At 66.5% G+C, this 19307-nt stretch carries 23 protein-coding genes; 16 read left to right on the plus strand and 7 right to left on the minus strand.

The features are described from left to right. Positions 1 to 15 precede the first annotated feature (15 nt). From CHINAEXTREME_RS08455 to CHINAEXTREME_RS08495, 9 genes are all read left to right on the plus strand, one after another. Positions 16 to 222, plus strand: a complete 207-nt coding sequence (locus CHINAEXTREME_RS08455; protein ID WP_007139983.1) for a hypothetical protein — start codon at positions 16 to 18, stop codon at positions 220 to 222. Beyond that, on the plus strand, positions 222 to 689 hold the full coding sequence (locus CHINAEXTREME_RS08460; RefSeq protein ID WP_007139982.1) for a hypothetical protein: 468 nt from the start codon (positions 222 to 224) through the stop codon (positions 687 to 689). The genes CHINAEXTREME_RS08455 and CHINAEXTREME_RS08460 overlap by 1 nt, the downstream gene beginning before the upstream one ends. Further along, the gene (locus tag CHINAEXTREME_RS08465) at positions 686 to 1003 is read left to right on the plus strand and encodes a hypothetical protein (protein ID WP_007139981.1); all 318 of its coding nucleotides are present in this window, start codon (positions 686 to 688) and stop codon (positions 1001 to 1003) included. Before CHINAEXTREME_RS08460 ends, CHINAEXTREME_RS08465 begins: the two co-directional genes overlap by 4 nt. Continuing rightward, positions 1000 to 1662 (plus strand): zinc ribbon domain-containing protein, encoded by a 663-nt coding sequence (locus CHINAEXTREME_RS08470; protein WP_007139980.1) that lies wholly within the window; start codon positions 1000 to 1002, stop codon positions 1660 to 1662. The genes CHINAEXTREME_RS08465 and CHINAEXTREME_RS08470 overlap by 4 nt, the downstream gene beginning before the upstream one ends. Continuing rightward, positions 1655 to 2512: a hypothetical protein gene (locus CHINAEXTREME_RS08475; protein ID WP_029601528.1), complete on the plus strand. Its 858-nt coding sequence runs from the start codon at positions 1655 to 1657 to the stop codon at positions 2510 to 2512. The genes CHINAEXTREME_RS08470 and CHINAEXTREME_RS08475 overlap by 8 nt, the downstream gene beginning before the upstream one ends. After that, positions 2509 to 3249: a hypothetical protein gene (locus CHINAEXTREME_RS08480; protein ID WP_007139978.1), complete on the plus strand. Its 741-nt coding sequence runs from the start codon at positions 2509 to 2511 to the stop codon at positions 3247 to 3249. Before CHINAEXTREME_RS08475 ends, CHINAEXTREME_RS08480 begins: the two co-directional genes overlap by 4 nt. Continuing rightward, positions 3246 to 4151 carry a hypothetical protein gene (locus tag CHINAEXTREME_RS08485; protein ID WP_029601529.1) on the plus strand — a complete coding sequence of 302 codons (906 nt, stop codon included), beginning with the start codon at positions 3246 to 3248 and terminating at the stop codon, positions 4149 to 4151. Before CHINAEXTREME_RS08480 ends, CHINAEXTREME_RS08485 begins: the two co-directional genes overlap by 4 nt. Before the next feature lie 395 nt (positions 4152 to 4546). Then, positions 4547 to 5509: a TIGR03885 family FMN-dependent LLM class oxidoreductase gene (locus tag CHINAEXTREME_RS08490; RefSeq protein ID WP_007139976.1), complete on the plus strand. Its 963-nt coding sequence runs from the start codon at positions 4547 to 4549 to the stop codon at positions 5507 to 5509. 69 nt (positions 5510 to 5578) lie between these two features. Then, positions 5579 to 6154, plus strand: coding sequence for a gamma carbonic anhydrase family protein (locus CHINAEXTREME_RS08495; RefSeq protein ID WP_007139975.1), 576 nt, complete (start codon positions 5579 to 5581; stop codon positions 6152 to 6154). A gap of 10 nt (positions 6155 to 6164) precedes the next feature. On the opposite strand, the gene CHINAEXTREME_RS08500 is transcribed toward CHINAEXTREME_RS08495, so the two are convergent. Further along, a complete protein-coding gene (locus CHINAEXTREME_RS08500; RefSeq protein ID WP_029601530.1) occupies positions 6165 to 6668 on the minus strand; it encodes a hypothetical protein in 504 nt (167 codons plus the stop codon). 245 nt (positions 6669 to 6913) lie between these two features. Between CHINAEXTREME_RS08500 and CHINAEXTREME_RS08505 the strand changes: the two genes are divergently transcribed. Both CHINAEXTREME_RS08505 and CHINAEXTREME_RS08510 read left to right on the plus strand, forming a co-directional pair. Next, positions 6914 to 7336 carry a universal stress protein gene (locus tag CHINAEXTREME_RS08505; protein ID WP_007139973.1) on the plus strand — a complete coding sequence of 141 codons (423 nt, stop codon included), beginning with the start codon at positions 6914 to 6916 and terminating at the stop codon, positions 7334 to 7336. An 84-nt stretch (positions 7337 to 7420) separates the two neighbouring features. Beyond that, entirely contained in the window at positions 7421 to 7636 is a 216-nt protein-coding gene (locus CHINAEXTREME_RS08510; protein WP_007139972.1) for a hypothetical protein, read from the plus strand. Here the strand turns inward: CHINAEXTREME_RS08510 and CHINAEXTREME_RS08515 are convergent. After that, positions 7633 to 9306, minus strand: coding sequence for a spermidine synthase (locus CHINAEXTREME_RS08515; protein WP_007139971.1), 1674 nt, complete (start codon positions 9304 to 9306; stop codon positions 7633 to 7635). The genes CHINAEXTREME_RS08510 and CHINAEXTREME_RS08515 overlap by 4 nt on opposite strands. 91 nt (positions 9307 to 9397) lie before the next feature. Next, on the minus strand, positions 9398 to 9640 hold the full coding sequence (locus CHINAEXTREME_RS08520; protein WP_007139970.1) for a hypothetical protein: 243 nt from the start codon (positions 9638 to 9640) through the stop codon (positions 9398 to 9400). Between the two features lie 108 nt (positions 9641 to 9748). Between CHINAEXTREME_RS08520 and CHINAEXTREME_RS08525 the strand changes: the two genes are divergently transcribed. Further along, positions 9749 to 10210 carry a hypothetical protein gene (locus CHINAEXTREME_RS08525; RefSeq protein WP_007139969.1) on the plus strand — a complete coding sequence of 154 codons (462 nt, stop codon included), beginning with the start codon at positions 9749 to 9751 and terminating at the stop codon, positions 10208 to 10210. Positions 10211 to 10251: 41 nt separating this feature from the next. On the opposite strand, the gene CHINAEXTREME_RS08530 is transcribed toward CHINAEXTREME_RS08525, so the two are convergent. Beyond that, on the minus strand, positions 10252 to 11511 hold the full coding sequence (locus tag CHINAEXTREME_RS08530; protein ID WP_007139968.1) for a CobW family GTP-binding protein: 1260 nt from the start codon (positions 11509 to 11511) through the stop codon (positions 10252 to 10254). Positions 11512 to 11561: 50 nt separating this feature from the next. Beyond that, complete coding sequence (locus CHINAEXTREME_RS08535; RefSeq protein WP_007139967.1) at positions 11562 to 12323, minus strand: bacteriorhodopsin; 762 nt, start codon at positions 12321 to 12323, stop codon at positions 11562 to 11564. A 358-nt stretch (positions 12324 to 12681) separates the two neighbouring features. Here CHINAEXTREME_RS08535 and CHINAEXTREME_RS08540 point away from each other — a divergent pair, with 358 nt between their 5' ends. The 3 genes from CHINAEXTREME_RS08540 (at position 12682) to CHINAEXTREME_RS08550 (ending at position 15907) form a co-directional block, all read left to right on the plus strand. Then, positions 12682 to 12978: a hypothetical protein gene (locus CHINAEXTREME_RS08540; protein ID WP_007139966.1), complete on the plus strand. Its 297-nt coding sequence runs from the start codon at positions 12682 to 12684 to the stop codon at positions 12976 to 12978. Then, complete coding sequence (locus tag CHINAEXTREME_RS08545) at positions 12978 to 13940, plus strand: ArsA family ATPase (protein WP_007139965.1); 963 nt, start codon at positions 12978 to 12980, stop codon at positions 13938 to 13940. Before CHINAEXTREME_RS08540 ends, CHINAEXTREME_RS08545 begins: the two co-directional genes overlap by 1 nt. Positions 13941 to 14062: 122 nt before the next feature. Next, positions 14063 to 15907 carry a carbon starvation CstA family protein gene (locus CHINAEXTREME_RS08550; RefSeq protein ID WP_044961609.1) on the plus strand — a complete coding sequence of 615 codons (1845 nt, stop codon included), beginning with the start codon at positions 14063 to 14065 and terminating at the stop codon, positions 15905 to 15907. A gap of 38 nt (positions 15908 to 15945) precedes the next feature. On the opposite strand, the gene CHINAEXTREME_RS08555 is transcribed toward CHINAEXTREME_RS08550, so the two are convergent. Continuing rightward, entirely contained in the window at positions 15946 to 16692 is a 747-nt protein-coding gene (locus tag CHINAEXTREME_RS08555; protein ID WP_007139963.1) for a hypothetical protein, read from the minus strand. 179 nt (positions 16693 to 16871) lie between these two features. Continuing rightward, on the minus strand, positions 16872 to 17648 hold the full coding sequence (locus CHINAEXTREME_RS08560; protein ID WP_238593378.1) for a hypothetical protein: 777 nt from the start codon (positions 17646 to 17648) through the stop codon (positions 16872 to 16874). Between the two features lie 336 nt (positions 17649 to 17984). Between CHINAEXTREME_RS08560 and CHINAEXTREME_RS08565 the strand changes: the two genes are divergently transcribed. Then, positions 17985 to 19280, plus strand: coding sequence for an MFS transporter (locus CHINAEXTREME_RS08565; RefSeq protein WP_007139961.1), 1296 nt, complete (start codon positions 17985 to 17987; stop codon positions 19278 to 19280). Positions 19281 to 19307: the final 27 nt, after the last annotated feature.

The raw sequence follows: 19307 nt of genomic DNA on the forward strand, positions 1-19307 counted from the left end.
GAAGGAAGCATGTCAATGAAGACATCCGCCGGACTTCAGACTTCCGGCACGACGGACGAATCGAATGACGAACCGACCATCGAAGGCCCGATCCCGGAGTTCGACAAGTACGGCGACTACACCGGCTACGACTACTTCCGGTGTACCGGCTGCGGCATCGAAGCGATGCGCCGCCGCGACCTCCGCGACGGCGGGTGCAAGTGCAACGGCGGGTGGGAGTGATGCACCGACGAACGTTCCTCGGCGCTGCGGCGGCGCTCACGACGCTCCCGACGGTCGAAGCGGCCAGCACCGACGACGAAGCCCTGGACACGCAGGTGTGTGACATCTGTGACGCCGAAAAGCCCGCCGAGATGGTCGAACGGACGACCGTCGAAACCATCGCCCCGCTCGAAGCTGACATCTGCCGGGCGTGCCAGCACGTCCAGAACCACGACAACGGCGACGGGCAGTGCATGCAGTGCGGTGACGAGGTGTCGCCTGGCTTCTACTTCGAGGTAGAGTTTCCGCTCGGGGCCGCCGGCCTCCCCGGCATGCTCGCGGGGCAGTTGTGTGGTGACTGTGCTGGTTGGCTGGCGACTGACATCAACTACAACGGCATCGATGCCGACGAAGACGCCAGCGACCAGCTGACCACCATCATCGACGAAGAGACGCGGCGGATGAACGAACTGGAGGAGTCGGAATGACGCTCCCCGACCCGACCGACGTGATCGCGCCGCGTGGCGACGATCTCCCCTACGAGACCTCCGACTTCCTCCAGGAGATGATGGAGGGCGCGTACCCGGACGGCGTCGTCCTGGACTACCACGGCCTGAAGCTGTACAGCCGGTGCCAGTACGAGAACGGCGTCCGCGTCTACGACGTCTACACCGCAGACGAGAACTACGTCGAAACGGTCAACCTCAACGCCTTCCGGACGATCACCGAGGTCGAACAGTTCCTTGACGAGATAGTGGCCTACGACCCGACCGACCGCGACGAGTGGGTGAGTAGCCGATGAGCAGCACCCCACTCCCGACGACGGTCGGCCAGCGCCACTCGGTCGGCGTCACGCCGGTCGGCGTGGACGTCGGCGTGAAGAACCTCATCGCGGCGGCCCCGGCGGACGGCGACGTGGAGTCGGCGTTCACCATCGAGGGCGGCCACATCCGGACGCGCCACGAGGCGCTCGTGGAAGCGATGCGGGCGCTCCAGGGTGCGAAGTTCGACAGCACCGAGGGACAGATCCAACTGTTCGCGGCGCTCTGGCACCAGATCCGCCCGCAGGTCTACGACGCGGCTGTCCGCGTTGTTCGGTACGCTCAGGAGTTCGCCGGGCCGATGCTGGTGCTCGAAGACCTGTCGTTCTGTGGGGCGTCGTTGTGGGAGCGGCGGACAGCCGACGACGTCGGGACGTGGTTGCTCCCGGCACTCCAGCACGCCATCGCGGTGAAGGCCCGCGACGCGGGTATCCCGGTGAAGCACGTCGATCCGAAGTACACGACGCAGCAGTGCCACGTCTGCGGCGAACTCGGTTCCGTCAGCCAGGACGCCGTGGAGTGCACTACCGAGGACTGTCCCGTCGGCACGGTCTCCCGGGACGAGAGCGCCGCCCTCAGTATCGCACAGCGCGCGAATCTCGCTGAACCAACTGAACTGACCTACTATGCAGATGATTGAAGACATCGACCGCGACGTGTTCGTGCGAATCCAGACCGACCTGCTGGTGGTCGGCGATAGCATCATGACCGACAGACACCACGCGTCGAACGGCAACTACGAGGACAACGATCCGCAGAACCAGATCGGCGGCATCATCCCGGCGTTCAGCCTCTCGGGCTGGCTCCGCCACGGGATGGAGAAGGCCATCCAAGAGCGCGGCGGCACCGCCTGTCACCCCGGCGAGGCCAACGCGAACTTCCGGAAAGACGGCGTCTACAACCGCGACCTCGACGCCGGGTACCACCCGAAAGGCGACTGCCTCGAAGACGAAGACGGCAACGGGTGCGTGATTCTCGACCTCTTCGGAGGCTTCGGGAATCGCCCCGGCAAGGTGATGCGGCGGCCCATCAAGTTCTCGCCCGTCCGCTCCAGCGTGGACTACACGCGCGGACAGGCCGAAGGCCACTATCGCCGACTCAACCGGAACGTCGTCTCGCGGAACGAGGAAGACAACCGTGAGCCGCTGCGGAACGCCGAACTGGACGCCGTCGGGAACCTTGACGGCTGCTGGCACCTCTCCTTCCGGGAGACCAAGCCCGAGTTCGTCGCGCTGCTCGCTGAGGCCATCGACTACCTGGACGCGCACAAGACCGACTTCATGCACCAGCTCGGCGGCGCTCGGAACTTCGGCGGCGGGATCGTGGACTGCGAACTCGTGAACCCGCTCTACAACGAGACCGAACTCCGCCGCGTCTTCGACCGCGGGAAGGGCAACACGAACAAGATGGACGACAAAGACGAGAAGTGGGAGGACGAGTACCTGCCGGAGTTCCAGACGGCGCTCGCAGAGCGCGTGGAGGAAGTATGAGCGGCGAGATGCTCACTGCCTTCCGGCACGACGTCCACAAGTTCACCGGCGAGAGCCACGAGGACGCCCGTGAGGAGTTCTCTGGTGTTCCCGTGAACCAGTCGGTGCCCGAGGGCGCGGACGGCGATGCGGCGGCGCTCTCGCGGCCTCAGCAGAAGCAAGAGCAGACCGTCCCGACCCACGATGATCACTACCGGCTCTCGCTGCTGACCGGTGAGACCGCCTACGACCCGGGTGAGTTCTCCCGGGCGACCACCGAGAGCAAGGTGTCAGACCTCATCGGCATCGAGGACGCACAGACGGCCCACGAGCGCTGGCTCACAAGCGACGTGGCCGCCGCGTTCAACGAGTCGGTGTATCACCCCTACACCTCGCTGAAGTACCACACGCTCCTCGTGGCGGCGCTGCTGGACAACTACCGTGCCGGTCACGAGTTCGCCGGTCTCCGGCTCATCGTCGATTCGGCGGGCGACATCGTCCCGTTCCGCACCGTCTTCGACGGCGACCGCTTCGCGCTCCGAATCGACGAGAGCGCGGACGGGAATCCGTCGGCCAGGCTCGGGAGTCGCCCGTGGCGGTCGTGGGCGTCGGCGTGGAATCGCCTGACGGCGCACCCGCTCGATACCGACCACGACAAGTACGACATGACGCTCGATGCCAACCTTCGGCGGATGCAGTCGTGGAGCGCGGCGCTCCAGTACATCGAGGACTACGCTGAATGGAGGCCCGACCGATGACGGCGATTCAGCAAGTCCTGTGGGAGCTGCGGATGGACTACATCGGCCACCCGTACTACGTCTCGGGGAACGCCATCCTGCACGCCCTCGGCCAGCACCTCGATCCCGAGACGCACGCGGCGGTGTCGGCCAGTCACGGCGTCTTCGTCCCCGGCCAGTTCGGGACTTTCCCGGAGGAGCACACGCAGTCGGGCATCCGCCCGTACCTCGGGAGCGGTCTCCCCGACGTGGAGGCGTACGACGACCTCTTCCTTCAGAGGGAGGCGATGCATCCGTGGCTGCTGGATACTCGCGCCCGGGACGCACTGAACACGCACGATCTCCGCGTCCAGGGCGGCCACCCGGCGCTCGCTCACGAGACCATCATGGGCCGCCGGGAAGACCAGCGAAAACAGCAGCAGACCACGAAGTGGTACGTCCACGCCTACCTCCATGCTGATGACCCGGCGGTGCTCCCGCTCGGCGAGGATGTGCTGGAGGGCCTCCAGTTCGGCGGCAAGCGCAACTACGGCTACGGCGAGGTTCAGCTGAAGGACACGCAGATGGTGGACCTCGATGAACTGGACTACTCGCGGCTCGAAGGCGCGGAGACGTACCTCATCGAACTCGTGACGCCGTTCGTCCTGGCGTCGGAGTATCCAGAGGCGAACGACCGTACTATCCCGTGGTGGTGGGCGGAGAACCGCGACGATCTCCGGCTCCGCCAGGAGAAGATCCTCGAACAACGCGAGGTGTTCCGGCTGGAGACGGTTGATCACGGACAGGTCGTGAAGTACCTCGGTGACCGCCCGGTGGAGACCGCGAAGAACGGCCTCCAGCGGGTCGGGTCTCACTCCCGATACGGCTTCGGAGAACTGCGGCTGAAGCCCCTCGGCGAACAGTATCAAGAATCAGAGAAGTAACGACTAACTGGCCACCAATGCAACACCAGAATCAGGATGAATCGGGCGAGAAAAATACAGCGGTGCGGCTGAATAAAGAAATCGTATTACCAACAACTGATAAGTGACTGCTGTCGGGGCTATCGAGTATAATTGGGAATTACGGGAGAAATAGTCTCATACGGAGGGACTCGACTCGAGTGTCGATTCGTCCCGAGAAAACACGATATCCAAGATACACTATAGATATGTTGTCATATAGGTGGAAGACAGGGACACTCGGGACCGGTAGCGCGGGCCGTCCCTTCGACCGGACCGCAGTCGACTGATCGCTGCTTACGCATTCCGGGCGAGCGCCGAAGTGCGGGGAGAGAGAACAGGACTCGAGAGCAGCGAGGACGCTCCCGGAGATCACAATGACGGCAATCGGCTACCACGCATCCCACGAACAGTTCGCGCCCTCCGAACTGCTGGATCTGGTCGAACTCGCCGAGGAGAACGGCTTCGACCACGCACTGGCGTCGGACCACTTCCATCCCTGGAGCGAGCGACAGGGCGAGTCCGGCTTCGTCTGGTCGTGGCTCGGATCGGCGATGGAACGGACCTCGCTGTCTTTCGGCACGGTCAACGCGCCGGGCTACCGGTACCACCCGGCGATCGTCGCCCAGGCGGCCGCGACGCTGCGGGAGAGCTACCCCGGTCGCTTCTGGCTGACGATCGGCAGCGGCCAGTTGCTCAACGAGGGGATCACGGGCACCGACTGGCCCGTCAAGGACGAGCGCAACGCCCGTCTCGAGGAGTCGGCCGAGGTCATGCGCCGGCTCTGGGATGGCGAGGAGGTTACCCACCACGGCCGGATCACCGTCGAACGCGCACGCCTCCACACGCGGCCCGAGACGCCCCCGCCGCTGATCGGCGCGGCGCTGTCCGAGGAGACCGCCCGCTGGCTCGGCCGCCGCGACTGGACCGACGGTATGATCACCATCGGGACGCCGGATCGGGACGCTCTCGAGGACCGCATCGAGGCGTTCCGGGAGGGGTCGCCGGACGGCGACGTCTACCTGAAGGTGCAACTCTCCTACGACGCCGACGAGGAGGCCGCGCTCGAGGGTGCCTACGACCAGTGGCGGACGAACTGCGTGCCGGGGCCGGTCACCCAGGAACTGCGGACGCCCGCGGCGTTCGACGAACTCGGCGAGGAGATAAGCCGAGAGCAGGTGGCGGACAACGTCCGCGTCTCCGCGGACCTCGAGGAGCACCGCCGGTGGCTCGAGCGGGACCTCGAACTCGGGGTCGATCGGCTCCTGTTGCACGACGTCAACCGGGAGCAACGGCGGTTCATCGAGGACTTCGGTGAGTCGGTGCTTCCGGAGTTGTAGCGATCGGTGGATCCCGACGGCGGCGAACGGCGAGCGAGACTTATTAGGCTGATCGTGGTTCGTTCTGACATGGTCGACAGCAGAACCTACGCGTTCGAGGAATCGAGGCCCGAAATCCACGCGGATGCGTCGGTCAGTCGCGACGCGGTCGTCGTCGGCGACGTCGAGGTCGCGGCGGACGCGAGCGTCTGGCCCGGCGTCGTGCTCAGGGGCGACGTCGAACCCGTCCGGATCGGTCGGGGAACCCACGTCGGCGACAACGCGACCCTGCACGCGAGCGCCGTCGCGGATCGGGTGATGATCGGCCACGGCGCGGTACTCAACGAGGCGACCGTCGAGGAGGGGGCGCTCGTGGGATTCAACGCGACGGTAAACGCCGACGCGACGATCGGGGCCGGTAGCATCGTCGCCTCGGGTACCGTCGTTCCGGACGGGTACGAGGTCCCGCCGGAGTCGTTCGTCCGGGGCGTCCCGGCGGAAGTCACGCCGCTCGAGGAAACCGGCATCGACCCCGAGACGGTGTTCGAGGAGTACTCCTCGGGCGAGTACACGAACCTGGCGCAGCGACACGGCGAACTGTTCGACGGCGAAGGCGGGAGAAGCGGCGACGGGAGTGGCCGGGAGACCGGCGGTCGACACGACTGAGGAGCGGGTCTCAGCGGGTCTGCTCCGCCGACGCGCCGATCTCGAAGATCTCCTCGTACAGCGTCGCCGCGAGTCGATCCACGTTCTCCGCGGCCTCGTCGGCGTCCATCGTGTCGCCGACGCCCTGCCACTCTACGGAGAGACGCGCCATCGGGACGAGCGGAATCCCACCGACGGTCACGTCGCCGTTGGGGGTGTGGACGATCCACTCCGTTCGCATCCCGTCACCCGTGCGGGTGACGCCCTCCACCGTTCCGCCGGCCGCAGTCCAGCGCTCGACGAGTCCGTGCGTGAGTCGCCGTAGCTTGCGTTCGCCAAGCAGGTGGACACCGATCCCACCGGCGGTCAGCACCGCGAACGCGACCGCGGCCATCGAAACCCCGCCGTAGGGTACGTTCACCGACGCGGCGAGCGCAGCCGTCGCGAGGACGAGTCCGATTACCCTGGCGTCGAACGCCGTCGGAACCGTCCCGCTCCAGTCGCGTGCCCGTTCGGCTGACTCCTCGAGTTGCATCTCGACGGTCACTCGCTACGACGGAGGGATAGCGGTTGGCCTGTCCGATTGGACGCTTTATACGCTCGTCGCAACCTTCACTCGAGATCGAGATTCCGATTCGAGGCCGTTCGATTCGGCTCGCTCGAGGACGGCGGGTCCCGACCACTCGACCCGGGTCTGATACCGGTGGTAGCGGGAACAAACGCACAATACCGGCGAAACCGGGAGTCGATTTTATTGTCACGCTACGCGAACTATCGGACATGTATCGCGTACTGATGCCGATCGACACCAGCGAAGAACGGGCCCTCGCCCAGGCCGACTACGTCGCGTCGCTTCCCGGCGCCGCCGAGCGCGTCGAGGCATACCTGCTTTTCGTCTTCGACGAGGAGACCGGCGACGTCCCCGCGGAGTTCGACGGGGCCAAGTCGGTCTCCCGGATCGCTTCGATCCGGACCGCCCGCGACCGCCTCGAGGAGGCCGACGTCGAGACGACGCTGTTCGAGGACAGCGGCGACGCCGCCTCGGACATCCTGGACGCGGCCGAGGCCCACGACGTCGATTCGATCGTCCTCGGCGGTCGGAAACGGTCGCCGGTCGGGAAGGCGCTGTTCGGGAGCGTCACGCAGTCGGTCGTGCTCAACACCGACCGACCAGTGGTCGTCACCGGGAGCGAGTCGGAGTGAGGTGGCGGGTTCGCGCCGGGTCTTAAAGCGATCACGCGTGAAGTCCGGTTCACTTCCGCAGTGAGGCCGAACGACGCGACCAGCATGGCTCGACGCTACGCCGGCGACGTCCGGTGGGGGTGGACCTGTCCGCGCTGTAACGCCGAGACGACCGTCACGCGGGACCCGTCTTCGGAGACGTTCCGCTGGGAGTGCGACCGCGAGGATTGCGAGACGCTCGGGTTCGGCTTCCGCTCGAGGCGCGCAGCCAGAATCGCACTCCGGGAGTCCGCCGAAGAGTGCCGGGACGTCTACCGCTAGGGACTCGCTCGTTCGGCGGCCGCGCTCGATCGCGCGGCTTCGACCGGTCCGGCGGCCACGGCGGGTTCACCCGGCCCCGGATCGACGTGCTCGACGCGCTCCCGTTGCTCGCCCGGCCCGCCGGACTCGCTCGACTCCTCGATGACGTACCGCTGGCCCAGCATCGGGTCCAGCAGGCCCTCGACGCCGCCACGGTCGTCGCGCAACACCGGCGCATCGTCCGTCTCCGGCTCCGACAGGCGGTTGGCGACCGCGTCCTCGAGGTCGACGCCGAGATCACGCCGCTGCTCACGCTGCTCGAGTTCCGCCGTCGAGACGACCCCCTCCCCGTTCGTTGCCACCAGCTGGACGTTCTGGATGGCGTCCGTGTCGGAAGTGCGGAACGCGTACGTCTCCGGGAAGACCTCCGCGATGGTCTTGTGCTGGGCGTGGTAGAACGTAGAGCCCGCGCCGCTGGGCGAGGCGATGACGTTCGCGTGGAGGATTCCGTCGTCGGCAAGCCGATCCGAGACGAGTTCCATGAACTCGACCGTCGTCAGGTGGAACGGGACCTGCTCCTGCTTGTAGGCGTCCAGTACGATCACGTCGTAGGTCTCGTCTGTCCGCTGGAGGTACTGCCGGCCGTCCCCCGTGTGGACCTCGAGGTCGTCGTTCGTCTCGTGCTCGAGGCCGAAGTACTCGCTCGCGGCGTCGGTCACGTCGGGATCGATCTCGACGACGTCGACGGTGACGTCGTACCGCCGCTCGAAGTCCTGTGGGCCGGTGTAGCCGCCGCCGCCGATGAACAACACCTTGTCCACGTCGTCGGGATCGTCGGCAAGCAACATCGGGAGATGGAAGTACCGCGTGTAGGTGAAGACGTGCCGGTCGGGGTCGTTCAGGTCCGTCGCGCTGTGTCGCGCGCCGTCGAGGTACATCGTCCGGACGTCGCCGTCGTCGACGATCTCGAGGTGCTGGTAGGGCGTCTCCGTTTCGTGGACGACGTCGCCACGGTAGTCGTAGACGGCTGGGCCGCCGACGGCGGCGACGAGCAACAAGGAGACGACGCCGATCGCGGCCAGGGTCCGGCGCGAAGGACGCGGGAGCGAGATCGCGAGCGCGGTGGCGACGAGGGCCAGCCCGAACAGGATCCCGATCCGGTCGACGGTCAGGGCGGGAATGAGGACGAACGTGGTTGCGGCCGAGCCGACGATGCTCCCGATAGTGCCGAGCGCGTAGACGTGGCCCGACGCCTCGCCGGTGCCGACCTTCGCCGAGAGTTCGGCGGCGTAGGGGCTGATGAACCCGAGCAGGTAGGTCGGCGGGCCGAAGAGGAGGATCACTGCAGGTAACGAGGCGTACCGCGGCGGGAGCGCGAGCGTCGACGTGTAGGTCAACAGGAGGTCGCTGGCGTAGACCACGACGGCGACGTAGACCGCGGTCCCGAGCAGGATCCAGGCCATCTCGCGATTGGTCGCCGTCGCCGCCCGCTTGCCACCCTGCCAGTACCCCAGGCTCAACGCGACGAGGAAGACCGTCAGAATTCCCCCGACGGTGTAGATGTGGCTGCCGAACTGGGGTGCGACGATCCGGACGGCCAGAATCTCCAGTCCCATGCTGGCGACGCCGGAGACGAAGACCGCCAGTTCGGGTTTGCTCGGCCGATACGATCGGATCGTTCGCCCGTCCATCAGCGGAATCGACGGCGTCCGTCCGTGAGTACCTGTCGCCTCGCTTCCGTCACCGGGTCACGGGATCGGGTCGGGTCGGCGAGCCGGCGAATCAGCTCTCGGCGATCACGAGCGCGAGCACGAACAGTCCGATGGCGACGACGGCCACGTTCCTCGTCGTCAGTGCAACCGCACCGATCAGATCGCCTGCCCAGACGAGCAACCAGGCGAACGTCGCCGATAGTACTGCGTTGAGCACGAGCACGACGCGTGGATCGCCGCTCGAGGACTCGAGCCCCTCCCGGAACCCCTCCCGATCCTGGCGTCGATCTCTTCCACGGTCGGAGCCGGCCATGCGTCGATACGCGTGCGGTGAGCACTTAGGGATTTCCGTGCCTGCAGTTCCGTGCCCGTAGTCCCGGATGGCCCCGATCTTTACGTCGAACCGCGCGAACGTGACGGTATGCGGGAGGTTTCGGTAGCACGGACGATCGACGCGACCGAGCGGGAACTCCGGGCGTGGCTCGAACCGGCCAGGATCGTCGAGGCCGAGGGGAGTTTCGACGTCGCGGCGGTGGAGCCGGCAGACGAGCGGGACGTGGATGGTGACGTGAACGTGACCGGAGAGGCAGACACGGACTCGACGATCGTCGTCGCCAGCGGCCCCGGAATGCAACTTCCGTTGCGCTTCGAAGACCGGGGCGGGACGATCTACTACACCCAGGAGGGCGAGCGCGGCCCGTTCGACCACATGGAGACGTGGATCGAACTCGAGCCGACGACGGACGGGAGACGAACGGAACTGCGGATCCGCTCGTCGGTCTCGCTCGCCGCACCGCTGCCGTTCGGTGACCGCATCGCAGCCTGGAAGCGGAAAGGGGAGCTGAACCGTGCGCTCGAGGCGGCAGAAGAGGCGTTCTCGTAGCTGCCGGCGGTAGGAAGAACACGCGACCGGACGGGACGGCGCTACGGTGCCCTGATCGTCGCCTCCTCGCCCTCCTCGGTCGGGAACGGTTCGGCCTCGAGGTCGGTCGCGCGGGACCACTCCTCGTCGGTCACCAGACACTCCTCCATGCGTTCCCGGAGCCGTTCCTCGTCGTACTCGCTGCCGATGACGACGAATTCGGTCCGCCGGTCACCGTGCTCGTCGTGCCACTCGAGGTCGGGTCGGTTCGACCGGTACAGTTCCCGGTCGAGTTCCGGGAGGGCCGCGATCCACGGGCCACGGACCGTCGCCCGTACGGAGGGGCCGGCCTGTGAGACGTCGACCCGCACGTCGCTGCCGGCGAGCCAGACGAGCCCCTTCGATCGGACGACACCCGCGGGCAGGTCCCGGAGGAAGGCGGCGAACCGCCCGGGGTGGAAGGGACGGCGCTGCCGGAAGACGAAGGAGTCGACGCCGTAGACCGCGTCGGGATGGCGGTGCTCGTGATCGTGATCGTGATCGTGATCGTGGTCGTGGTCGTGTCCACCGTCACCGTGATCGTAGTGACCGCCGTCGTCGGCCTCGAGTTCCCGATGCCAGCCCGCCAACTCGCCCAGTCGGTCCGGGTCGAACAGGTCCACGCCGAGGAGGTCGTCGGGATCGACCGCCGAAAACTCCGTTCGACGGATCTCCGCGGACGGCTGGAGCGCCTCGACCAGCGCCTCGGCCTCCTCGAGTTCCGCCTCGTCGCAGAGATCGGCCTTGTTCAGCAGGACGACGTTCGCGACCTCGACCTGTTCGATCCACAGGTCCGAGAGGGGACGGTCGGCCGCTCCTTCCCCCTCCCCGCGGCGTTCGGGCGTCCCCTCGCCCGCAAACGCGTCCAGGAACCGCCGGGTATCGAGGACTGTCACGAGGGCGTCGACCTCGTAGAGCGCGGCCACGCGCGAGGTCGTCGTGAACAGCCGGGCCACGGGCTCCGGCTCCGAGATGCCGGAGGACTCGACGATCAGGTGGTCGAACTCGCGGTCGCGGGCCAGTCGGACGACCGCGGTCTCGAGGTCGTCCTGGAGTTCACAGCAGATACAGCCGTTCGAGAGTTCGGCCACGCCCCCTTCGACCTCGAGGTCCGAGCCCTCGGCGACGAGTTCCGCGTCGACGTTGACCGCGCCCATGTCGTTGACGAGGACGGCGATGTCCCGGTCCCCGGCGTTCGACAGCAGGTGGTTGAGCAGCGTCGTCTTGCCGGCTCCGAGCCCGCCCGAGAGGACGGTGACGGGAGTCGTGCTCGTCGGTGACATACCGAACGGGTTGTCGCTCGAGGGGTAAGAAGCGTTGCGTCGCGGCGAGGTCAGTCGGCCGCTTCGCCCGGGTTCCTGTTGGCGGTCTCGGATTCGTCACCATCCCCGCCGCTTCCGCCACCGAAGAACGGGAACACCGTCGTCGAAGCCGCGGTCTTCTCGAGCGCGGCGACGTTCCGGAGCACGAGTCCGCCGAACCCGAGCAACAGCACCAGGTCGACGTACGTCGCGCCGATTTGCCCGACGAAACTGTCGGTCAGCGCGAGGTTCTGCTCCGAGACGATGCCGAGGACGATCAGCCCCGCCCAGGCGAGCAACACGAGGTACTCGAGTTTCCGGTAGAGCAGCGTCCGGCGCTCGTCGACGCCCGCGGCCGACTGCGCGACTGGGCCGACGAGCAGGGAAACGAGGCCGACGAACGAGGCGACGATCACCAGCGAGGCGATCGACCCCGCCGTCCCGCTCAGGATCCAGCTCGCGAACGTGGCCCAGAGGGTGCCCATGCTACACGCGAAGACGGCGACCGTTCGTTTCGGCCCCGCGTCGGCGACGGCCCCGAGTACGTAGCTGATCCCCGCCCAGGCAACCGTGTAGCCGACGAACCTGACGACCGATTCTTCGTTCGTGGTGACGGTACCGATCTCCGCCCGCATGAGCAGGTAGGTCACGCTCATGGCTCCGCAGGCGAGCACGGTCGCGTAGCCGTACCGGCGGATCGACGGCTCGAGGCGTCGCGTCGCAACCAGCAGGCCGACCGCGCCGAGGCCGAGCAGTGCACTCGAGACGAGGTAGATCGTCGCGTGTGAGATCACTGTCCATCACCCCGGTCGGGGAGTTCGGCGCTCGCGTTGGCCGTCGATCGCGGCCCCCGTCTCCGCGTCGTTCGATCGCCCGTCCGATGCAGCCGTTCGTGTCGCGGGTCGTCGATCATCGTGTCCTCCTGTCTCCCGAAAGCGATGCGGCGCGGCCGTTCGGTCGCCGAGTCGTCCTGTCGACCCGGCTCCGCGGCAGCCGCACTGCCCCCTTCGTATCTCTAGCACCCGAACGGCCGTACAAAACTATTATTGCCGACATTCCGGGAGTGCGGCCCGGCGGCTCGTCGCCGCCCGCGTTCGGAGATGGCCGCGGGACGCGACATCTTTTTGTCCCCGCCGACGAGCATGATGACTGATGACACTTGCCGAGCGGATCGACGCGTTCCGCACCGCGCTCGAGGAGTGGCTCCGGGGGCTCTACCACGGGATGATCACCCACCCGGCCTACGAGAAGATCGAGTCGGAAGCCGAAGACCTCGAGGACGCGTTCATGCTCGCGTGTTTCCCCGACGCCTTCGGGGTTCCGTCGCCCGTCTCCTACTACACGTCGGAACTGCTGCCGTACCTCGAGGACGAGTTCGAGGCCTGGGAGCGGCGGCTGTGGGACCGGAGCACGATCGTCGAGAGCAAGGGTCGCCAGTACCACTTCTGATGGACCGACACGTCTTCTTCGGGGGGAAAGGCGGCGTCGGCAAGACGACCGTCTCGGCGACCTACGCCTACAAGTGTGCGGAGTCCGGCCTCGAGACGCTCGTTGTGTCGACCGATCCGGCCCACTCCCTGAGCGACCTCTTCGACCAGTCGTTCGCCGACGAACCGCGATCGGTGGCCGACGTCGAGGGCCTGTCGGCGATGGAGATCGATCCCGAGGAGGAGGTCTCGCGCCACCTCACCGACGTCAAGCGGAAACTCTCGGACCAGGTGTCTGCGGCGATGGTCAACGAGGTCGACAGACAGATCGAGATGGCCCACGGCACGCCCGGCGCGTACGAGGCCGCGCTGTTCGACCGGTTCGTCGAGGTGATGCGCGAGAACGACGGGTACGACCGGATCGTCTTCGACACCTCGCCGACGGGCGGCACCCTGCGACTGCTCTCGCTGCCGGACTACCTCGAGGGGTGGATCGACCGGCTGATGGCCAAGCGCCGCCAGAGCATCGACCTCTACGAGCGCGCCGCCCTCGGCGATCGGGAACCCCGACGGGTCCTCGAGGGCGACCCCGTCCTCGCCCACCTCCAGGAGCGCAAGGAGTTCTTCGAGTACGCCGGCGAGACGCTGCGCGAGGAGGCGTCGTTCTTCCTAGTGTTCAACCCGGATTCGCTGTCGATCCGGGAGACCGGCCGCGCCATCGATCGACTGGCCGAACAGGACCTCCAGGTGCGGGGACTGGTCGCCAACAGGCTCACGCCGTCCCCCGACCCCGACGAGGAGGGGCGGGGCGCCCGATACCTCCGTGCGCGCGTCGAGACCGAACGCGAGCGCCTCGAGACCGCGCGAACGGAACTCGAGCCGCCCGTCGTCGCGGAAATCGAGAGCCGCGTTGAGGAAATCCGCATAGATCGGCTGGACGAGGTCGCCGAGGACCTCGCAATCGAGGTTTCGACCGAGGCGTAACCCGCTCGGGATTCGGTCGTCCCGTCGTTCCCGTCCACTACGTTATTCTCTCTCAACCGTGTTGGTCGGACACATCCCACATGATTTATGTACCTATATGCTGATCCCTCGAGTGGAAATCCATGACAGGGGTAATATGGATCGTGGTTCTGGTGGTCGGGTTGTTCTCCGCCGGGTACGTCGGGTACGGACGATACCTCTCACGGTTCGTCGAACTCGACGACTCGCGGGACACGCCGGCTCACAAGTATCAAGACGGACAGGAGTACGTACCGGCGAAGAAACCGGTGTTGTTGGGGCATCACTTCTCGAGTATCGCGGGCGGCGCGCCGATCGCCGGCCCGATCACGGCGGCGTTCATCTGGGGCTGGGTCCCGGCGGTGCTGTGGGTCGCCATCGGCAACCCGCTGATGGGTGCCGTTCACGACTTCATGGCGCTGTCCTCGAGTATTCGCCACGAGGGCAAGTCGATCGGGTTCATCATCGGGGAGTACATCGGCAGGCGGGGGAAGAACATGTTCCTCCTGTTTGCCTTCCTCGTGATCATCCTCGTGGTGGCGGTGTTCGCCCTGCTGGTGGCGATCATTCTGGACGCCTACCCCCAGGCGGCGACCGCGAGCCTGATCTACATCGGGCTGGCGGTGGTCTTCGGGGTCTGGCTCTACCAACTGGACCTGCCGCTGTCGGTCGGGACCCTCCTCTTCGTCGCCGGGATCTTCGGTAGCGTCTGGGCGGGCCTGCAGTTCCCCGTGGCGCTGTACGAGCCGAGCGGCTTCGCCGACGAGGCGTTCGTGTTGCTGTCGGGCAGCGGCGAGTGGGTGCCCGGAGCGGGCCTGTTCGGCGCGAACACGGCAATGTGGATCCTCGTATCGCTCGTCTACGCCGCGCTCGCGAGCGTCCTCCCGGTGTGGGTGTTGCTCCAGCCCCGGGACTATCTCTCGTCGTTCCTCCTCTATACGGGGGTCGGCGGGACCCTACTCGCGATCGTCGTCGGCACGATCCTGGGGACGACCGAGGGTGGCGCGAGCGCGCTCCAGATCGAGGTGCCCGCCTACACGAGCTTCATGGGCGGCCCACTGGTCGACGTCGCGATGCCGCTTTTCCCGCTGCTTTTCATCACGATCGCCTGCGGGACGATCAGCGGGTTCCACTCGCTGGTCTCCTCCGGGACGACCGCGAAACAGCTCAACAAGGAAAGCGACGCACGAACGATCGGCTACGGCGGGATGCTCGCCGAGGGCCTGCTCGCGGCGACCGCGCTCTCTGCCGTCTCGGTGATCGCGGTCACCGAAGGCGGCGTCAGCGGCATCGGCGCGGCGCTGCCGAACTTCGCGGAGGGCGGCGGCCTCATCCTCACGAGCTTCGGAATCCCGCTGCTCACCGGCGAGGTGTTCATGGCGCTGGTGTTCGTCAGTTTCCTGCTGACGAGTCTCGACACTGCCCTGCGGCTGGGCCGGTACATGGTCGAGGAACTGGTCGGAACGCCCGAAACCCCGGTCGAGGAGACCGCGGCGAACAAGTACGTCAACACCGGGATCGCGACGTTCGCGGCGTTCCTGCTGGTCTCGAGCGGACAGTGGGAACAGCTGTGGCCCCTGTTCGGCGGTGCGAACCAGCTGCTGGCCGCACTCGCCCTGCTGGCTGCGACGGTCTGGCTGGCCAACTGGAAGGACACGAAACAGCTGCTGACCACGGGCGTACCGGTCATCGTGATGACGTTCATCACGATCTGTGGCCTGCTGTGGCTGGCGTTCGTCGAGAACCTCCAGCGGACGTTCCTCAGCAGCGAGTGGATGGCCGAGGCTTCGGCCCTCGAGATGGGCTCGAGCGCGATGCGACTGGTGCTCGCGCTAGTGCTGGTCTGGCTCGCGCTGTCGATCATCAAGATGGGCTACGACAACGTCCAGTCGGCGCGTGATAACCTGCTGACGACCGACGAACCGGCGGTCGGAACGGACGACGACTGACAGCGCCGACCCGATTCGGTTTTTTCGCCGCGTTACAGCTACAAGGAGACGAGCCCGCGAACGCGGGCGAGCAGCCCATCGTCACCGTCCTCGAGGTCCTCCCACAGGGCGAACGCCCCGTCGATCTCGGTCCGGTCGCTCGCGACGATCTCCTCGCGGTCCGGCGCGACGACACAACAGTGGATCTCGTAGTGGCCGTGGAAGCCAAAGCGGAGTAGGGTCCGTTCTTTGAAGCCGTCGACAAAGGAGCGGACGTCCGCGGGTATCTCGGGAACGACGAGCACGAAGGTAAACTCGGTCGCCCGGTGCTCGTCGTTCGGTTCGACCCGCTGGTCCGCCAGTTCGTGGCCCAGTTCGACCAGTTCCTCGAGGTCGGCGACCGAGACGCTCGCCCGACGGTCGGCGTAGAGGAACTCCCGCATGTGGTGGTTCGCGTACTGGACCGACGGGTGGAACATGTGTTTGCTGCTCTCGACGCGGAGTTCGCCGCGCATGGCGAACCGGTCCTCGTGCCCACGGGGTCCGCCTCCGCCCGCGGTGGGATCCACGTGGACGTCCTTCTCGAGGTCGTACGCGTGCATGAGTCGGTCGGCGACCCGGTCGAAGTACTCGTCGTCCCAGTCGGGGACGGCTTCCCGAACCTCGGGCGGGAGGTCGGGGAGATCGTCCCCGCCGTCCCCGCTATCACCGGTTCGATCGCCGTCCGGCCGGGTTGCCGTCCCGGCCGCGTCGTTCCTGGTCCCTGTCGCCTCCCCGGTGTCGATCTCGTCGTTCCCGTGTGCCATAGTCTCGAGTTTTCGTCCGTTCCGATGGGAGCGGTCGTCCCGTCTCCCCGTCCTCGCGGTCGCTCGTGTGGATGAATACCACGGCCAGATCAAAAGTCCGTCGGACGGCCCGTTCGGGGTCGGGCGGGACATCCCTGACCCCGATCGCCGACACACTTTGCTCCTCTCGGACCGGCCTCTCAGTCAAAAGCAGCGACGAGCGTTCCGCTCTCGAGCGGATCGGGGGCGTTCGATTCGAACTCGTCCCGGTTCCGCCGGTCCGCTTCGGGGAAGGAGGCTCGAGCGACCCCGCTCTCGTCGACTGCGTACACGACACCGCCGGGCGCAACGTCCGATTGCCAGAGGGTCCCGGTCCCGGTCCCGTCGCTTCCCGAGGTCGCTGCTCCGATCCTGAGGAGAAACACGACGACGATGTCGTCGTCCCGATCGAACGTCTCGCGTTCCAGCACGCTGTAGGAGATACCGAAAACGTGTCCGGGCCCGTCGCGGCCGCACAACACGTCCTTTCGTACGTACGCCTCTTCGAACGTCCGGACGTAGGCGAGGATTTCGTCGCGAGCGAACGTGGTAGGTCGATCGGGGTACGGGACGGTTTCTGCGGTCTCGAACACTTCGGCGTCACCGCTTCTCTCGATTTCGACAGTTTTCGATTTTTTCGCACAGCCCGGTCCGGTGACTCCAGTGGCAACGGGCTCCACAACCGTCTTTTCGTCCGTGCCGTTCGTCTTCGAACTGGTATCGTCCTGCTCCGAGCTGTTGGCGGGGGAGGCCACACAGCCTGCAGCCGCGACAGGGACCGTTCCGAGGGCACCGAGTAACCTTCTCCGTTTCATCGCCTGAATCGAGTATTCGGACCGCCATAAAGCGCGGTGCAAGGTAAAATCGCTCTTTGGACGGCGTCTCCCAGCCCTGTCTCTGTGTCTCGGACCGAGCAGTGAGGCGATCTCACGAATCAACACATATATAATCCATCCATCAGTTCGTACTGACGAGTGGTTCTATGATTTGCCGGATTACGGTTCGTCCGGTGTTCGATCCCCGTTCGCCGCCGGCGGCCGAGCGGACCCGATAGCAGCAGCATTCGGGTCCGTTTCGCTACCTCCTCGGTAGCTGCAGTTCCTCTCGACAACGCATACGCACACGCACATGCCGACATTCGCCGAGTCTCCGGTGTCTCGCCGGGGCTCGTACGACCACGACCACATCCACGTACTCGCACTCGAATCGGAACCGGAATCGAACCACTCGCACGCACCGCTCGAGAATTCGGCGCTCGACGGGGGTGAGCCGCGATGATCGCCGGCGAGCGCTCGCTGTGGCACAATCGTGACTTCCGGCGGTTCTTCGCCGGGCAGTTCGTCACGAACGCCGGGGACAGCCTCTACACGGTAGCCGTCCTCTGGCTCGCGTTCGAACTGAGCGGCTCGAGTCTCGTCACCGGCGCGCTGAACGCCATACTGCTGCTTCCGTGGCTGTTGCAGATACTCGCCGGGCCGCTCGTCGATCGGCTGCCGCTCAGGTCCGTCCTCGTCGGATCGCAGGTAGTTCAGGGGCTCGTCGTGCTCGCCCTGCCGGTTACGGCGGTAACCGGTCATCTAAGCGTCGGCGTGTTGTTCGCCGTCGCACCGATCCTCATGCTCGCGACGCTGCTGATGGCCCCGATGGAGTCCGCCCTCCTCCCGCGGATCGTCACCGAGGAACGGCTCTCCGACGCCAATTCGGCCCTGGCGACGGTGACGCTCGGACTGGACATGGTGTTCGATGCCCTCGGGGGCGGCTTCATCGCTCTGTTCGGGGCGACGACGCTGTTCCTGACCGACTCGATCACGTTCGCCGTCGCTGCACTGCTGTTCGCCGGCATCACGATCGGGACCCCCGCCGACCGGGAGGGGACGGAAGACGCCGACGACTCCGCACCGTCCGTCGGATCCGTCCTCCGGTCGTACCGGTCGGATTTGCGGGCGGGTGTCGACGTCCTCCGGGGGACCCTCTTCGTCGAACTGATACTGACGACCGCCGTCGCGAACTTCACGACCGGCGTCGCGCTGGCGATCCTCCCGGCGTTCGGCGACGGTCTCGGCGGGCCCGCTGTCTACGGTCTGCTACTCGGGGCGCTCGGTATCGGCCGCCTGGTGGGTTCGATCGTCGCTCCCTACGTCGAAGGCGTCCCCTACGGAACGGTGCTCGTCTCCCAGGGGGTAGGTGCGGGGTGCTGGCTCGCAGCGGTGTTCGCGCCCTCCCCAGCGGCTACGGTCGTCCTGTTCGGTCTCGCGTGGGTGCCCGCCGGCGCCTCGGGCGTGCTCACGGCGACGCTGAACCAGCGCGTGTTCCCGTCCGACCTGCTCGGGCGGGTCTCCGCGACGAAGGGGACCGCGTCCGGGGCGACGCTCCCGCTGGGCTCGCTCGTCGGCGGCCTCATCGCCGAGTCGTTGGGCACGACGACGACCATGGCCCTGGCCGCGAGCGGCTTCGGCTTTACAGCCGTCTACGTCCTCTCGCGGCCACGACTTCGACGGCTTCCCCCGGTCGACGCGGCCACGCCCAGCGACTTCGGGCTGGAACTCGAGTCCGATCGGTCGACGGAGTAGCGGGGAGTCGCCGCCACCGCTCTCTCG

The organism is Halobiforma lacisalsi AJ5 (genome assembly GCF_000226975.2).
Taxonomy (GTDB): domain Archaea; phylum Halobacteriota; class Halobacteria; order Halobacteriales; family Natrialbaceae; genus Natronobacterium; species Natronobacterium lacisalsi.

Excerpts from the sequence above, each read along its gene's own strand:
- CHINAEXTREME_RS08455 (WP_007139983.1), top strand. The coding sequence starts at position 16 with ATGAAGACATCCGCCGGACTTCAGACTTCCGGCACGACGGACGAATCG.
- CHINAEXTREME_RS08460 (WP_007139982.1), top strand. The coding sequence starts at position 222 with ATGCACCGACGAACGTTCCTCGGCGCTGCGGCGGCGCTCACGACGCTC.
- CHINAEXTREME_RS08465 (WP_007139981.1), top strand. The coding sequence starts at position 686 with ATGACGCTCCCCGACCCGACCGACGTGATCGCGCCGCGTGGCGACGAT.
- CHINAEXTREME_RS08470 (WP_007139980.1), top strand. The coding sequence starts at position 1,000 with ATGAGCAGCACCCCACTCCCGACGACGGTCGGCCAGCGCCACTCGGTC.
- CHINAEXTREME_RS08475 (WP_029601528.1), top strand. The coding sequence starts at position 1,655 with ATGATTGAAGACATCGACCGCGACGTGTTCGTGCGAATCCAGACCGAC.
- CHINAEXTREME_RS08480 (WP_007139978.1), top strand. The coding sequence starts at position 2,509 with ATGAGCGGCGAGATGCTCACTGCCTTCCGGCACGACGTCCACAAGTTC.
- CHINAEXTREME_RS08485 (WP_029601529.1), top strand. The coding sequence starts at position 3,246 with ATGACGGCGATTCAGCAAGTCCTGTGGGAGCTGCGGATGGACTACATC.
- CHINAEXTREME_RS08490 (WP_007139976.1), top strand. The coding sequence starts at position 4,547 with ATGACGGCAATCGGCTACCACGCATCCCACGAACAGTTCGCGCCCTCC.
- CHINAEXTREME_RS08495 (WP_007139975.1), top strand. The coding sequence starts at position 5,579 with ATGGTCGACAGCAGAACCTACGCGTTCGAGGAATCGAGGCCCGAAATC.
- CHINAEXTREME_RS08500 (WP_029601530.1), bottom strand. The coding sequence starts at position 6,668 with ATGCAACTCGAGGAGTCAGCCGAACGGGCACGCGACTGGAGCGGGACG.
- CHINAEXTREME_RS08505 (WP_007139973.1), top strand. The coding sequence starts at position 6,914 with ATGTATCGCGTACTGATGCCGATCGACACCAGCGAAGAACGGGCCCTC.
- CHINAEXTREME_RS08510 (WP_007139972.1), top strand. The coding sequence starts at position 7,421 with ATGGCTCGACGCTACGCCGGCGACGTCCGGTGGGGGTGGACCTGTCCG.
- CHINAEXTREME_RS08515 (WP_007139971.1), bottom strand. The coding sequence starts at position 9,306 with ATGGACGGGCGAACGATCCGATCGTATCGGCCGAGCAAACCCGAACTG.
- CHINAEXTREME_RS08520 (WP_007139970.1), bottom strand. The coding sequence starts at position 9,640 with ATGGCCGGCTCCGACCGTGGAAGAGATCGACGCCAGGATCGGGAGGGG.
- CHINAEXTREME_RS08525 (WP_007139969.1), top strand. The coding sequence starts at position 9,749 with ATGCGGGAGGTTTCGGTAGCACGGACGATCGACGCGACCGAGCGGGAA.
- CHINAEXTREME_RS08530 (WP_007139968.1), bottom strand. The coding sequence starts at position 11,511 with ATGTCACCGACGAGCACGACTCCCGTCACCGTCCTCTCGGGCGGGCTC.
- CHINAEXTREME_RS08540 (WP_007139966.1), top strand. The coding sequence starts at position 12,682 with ATGACACTTGCCGAGCGGATCGACGCGTTCCGCACCGCGCTCGAGGAG.
- CHINAEXTREME_RS08545 (WP_007139965.1), top strand. The coding sequence starts at position 12,978 with ATGGACCGACACGTCTTCTTCGGGGGGAAAGGCGGCGTCGGCAAGACG.
- CHINAEXTREME_RS08550 (WP_044961609.1), top strand. The coding sequence starts at position 14,063 with ATGACAGGGGTAATATGGATCGTGGTTCTGGTGGTCGGGTTGTTCTCC.
- CHINAEXTREME_RS08555 (WP_007139963.1), bottom strand. The coding sequence starts at position 16,692 with ATGGCACACGGGAACGACGAGATCGACACCGGGGAGGCGACAGGGACC.
- CHINAEXTREME_RS08565 (WP_007139961.1), top strand. The coding sequence starts at position 17,985 with ATGATCGCCGGCGAGCGCTCGCTGTGGCACAATCGTGACTTCCGGCGG.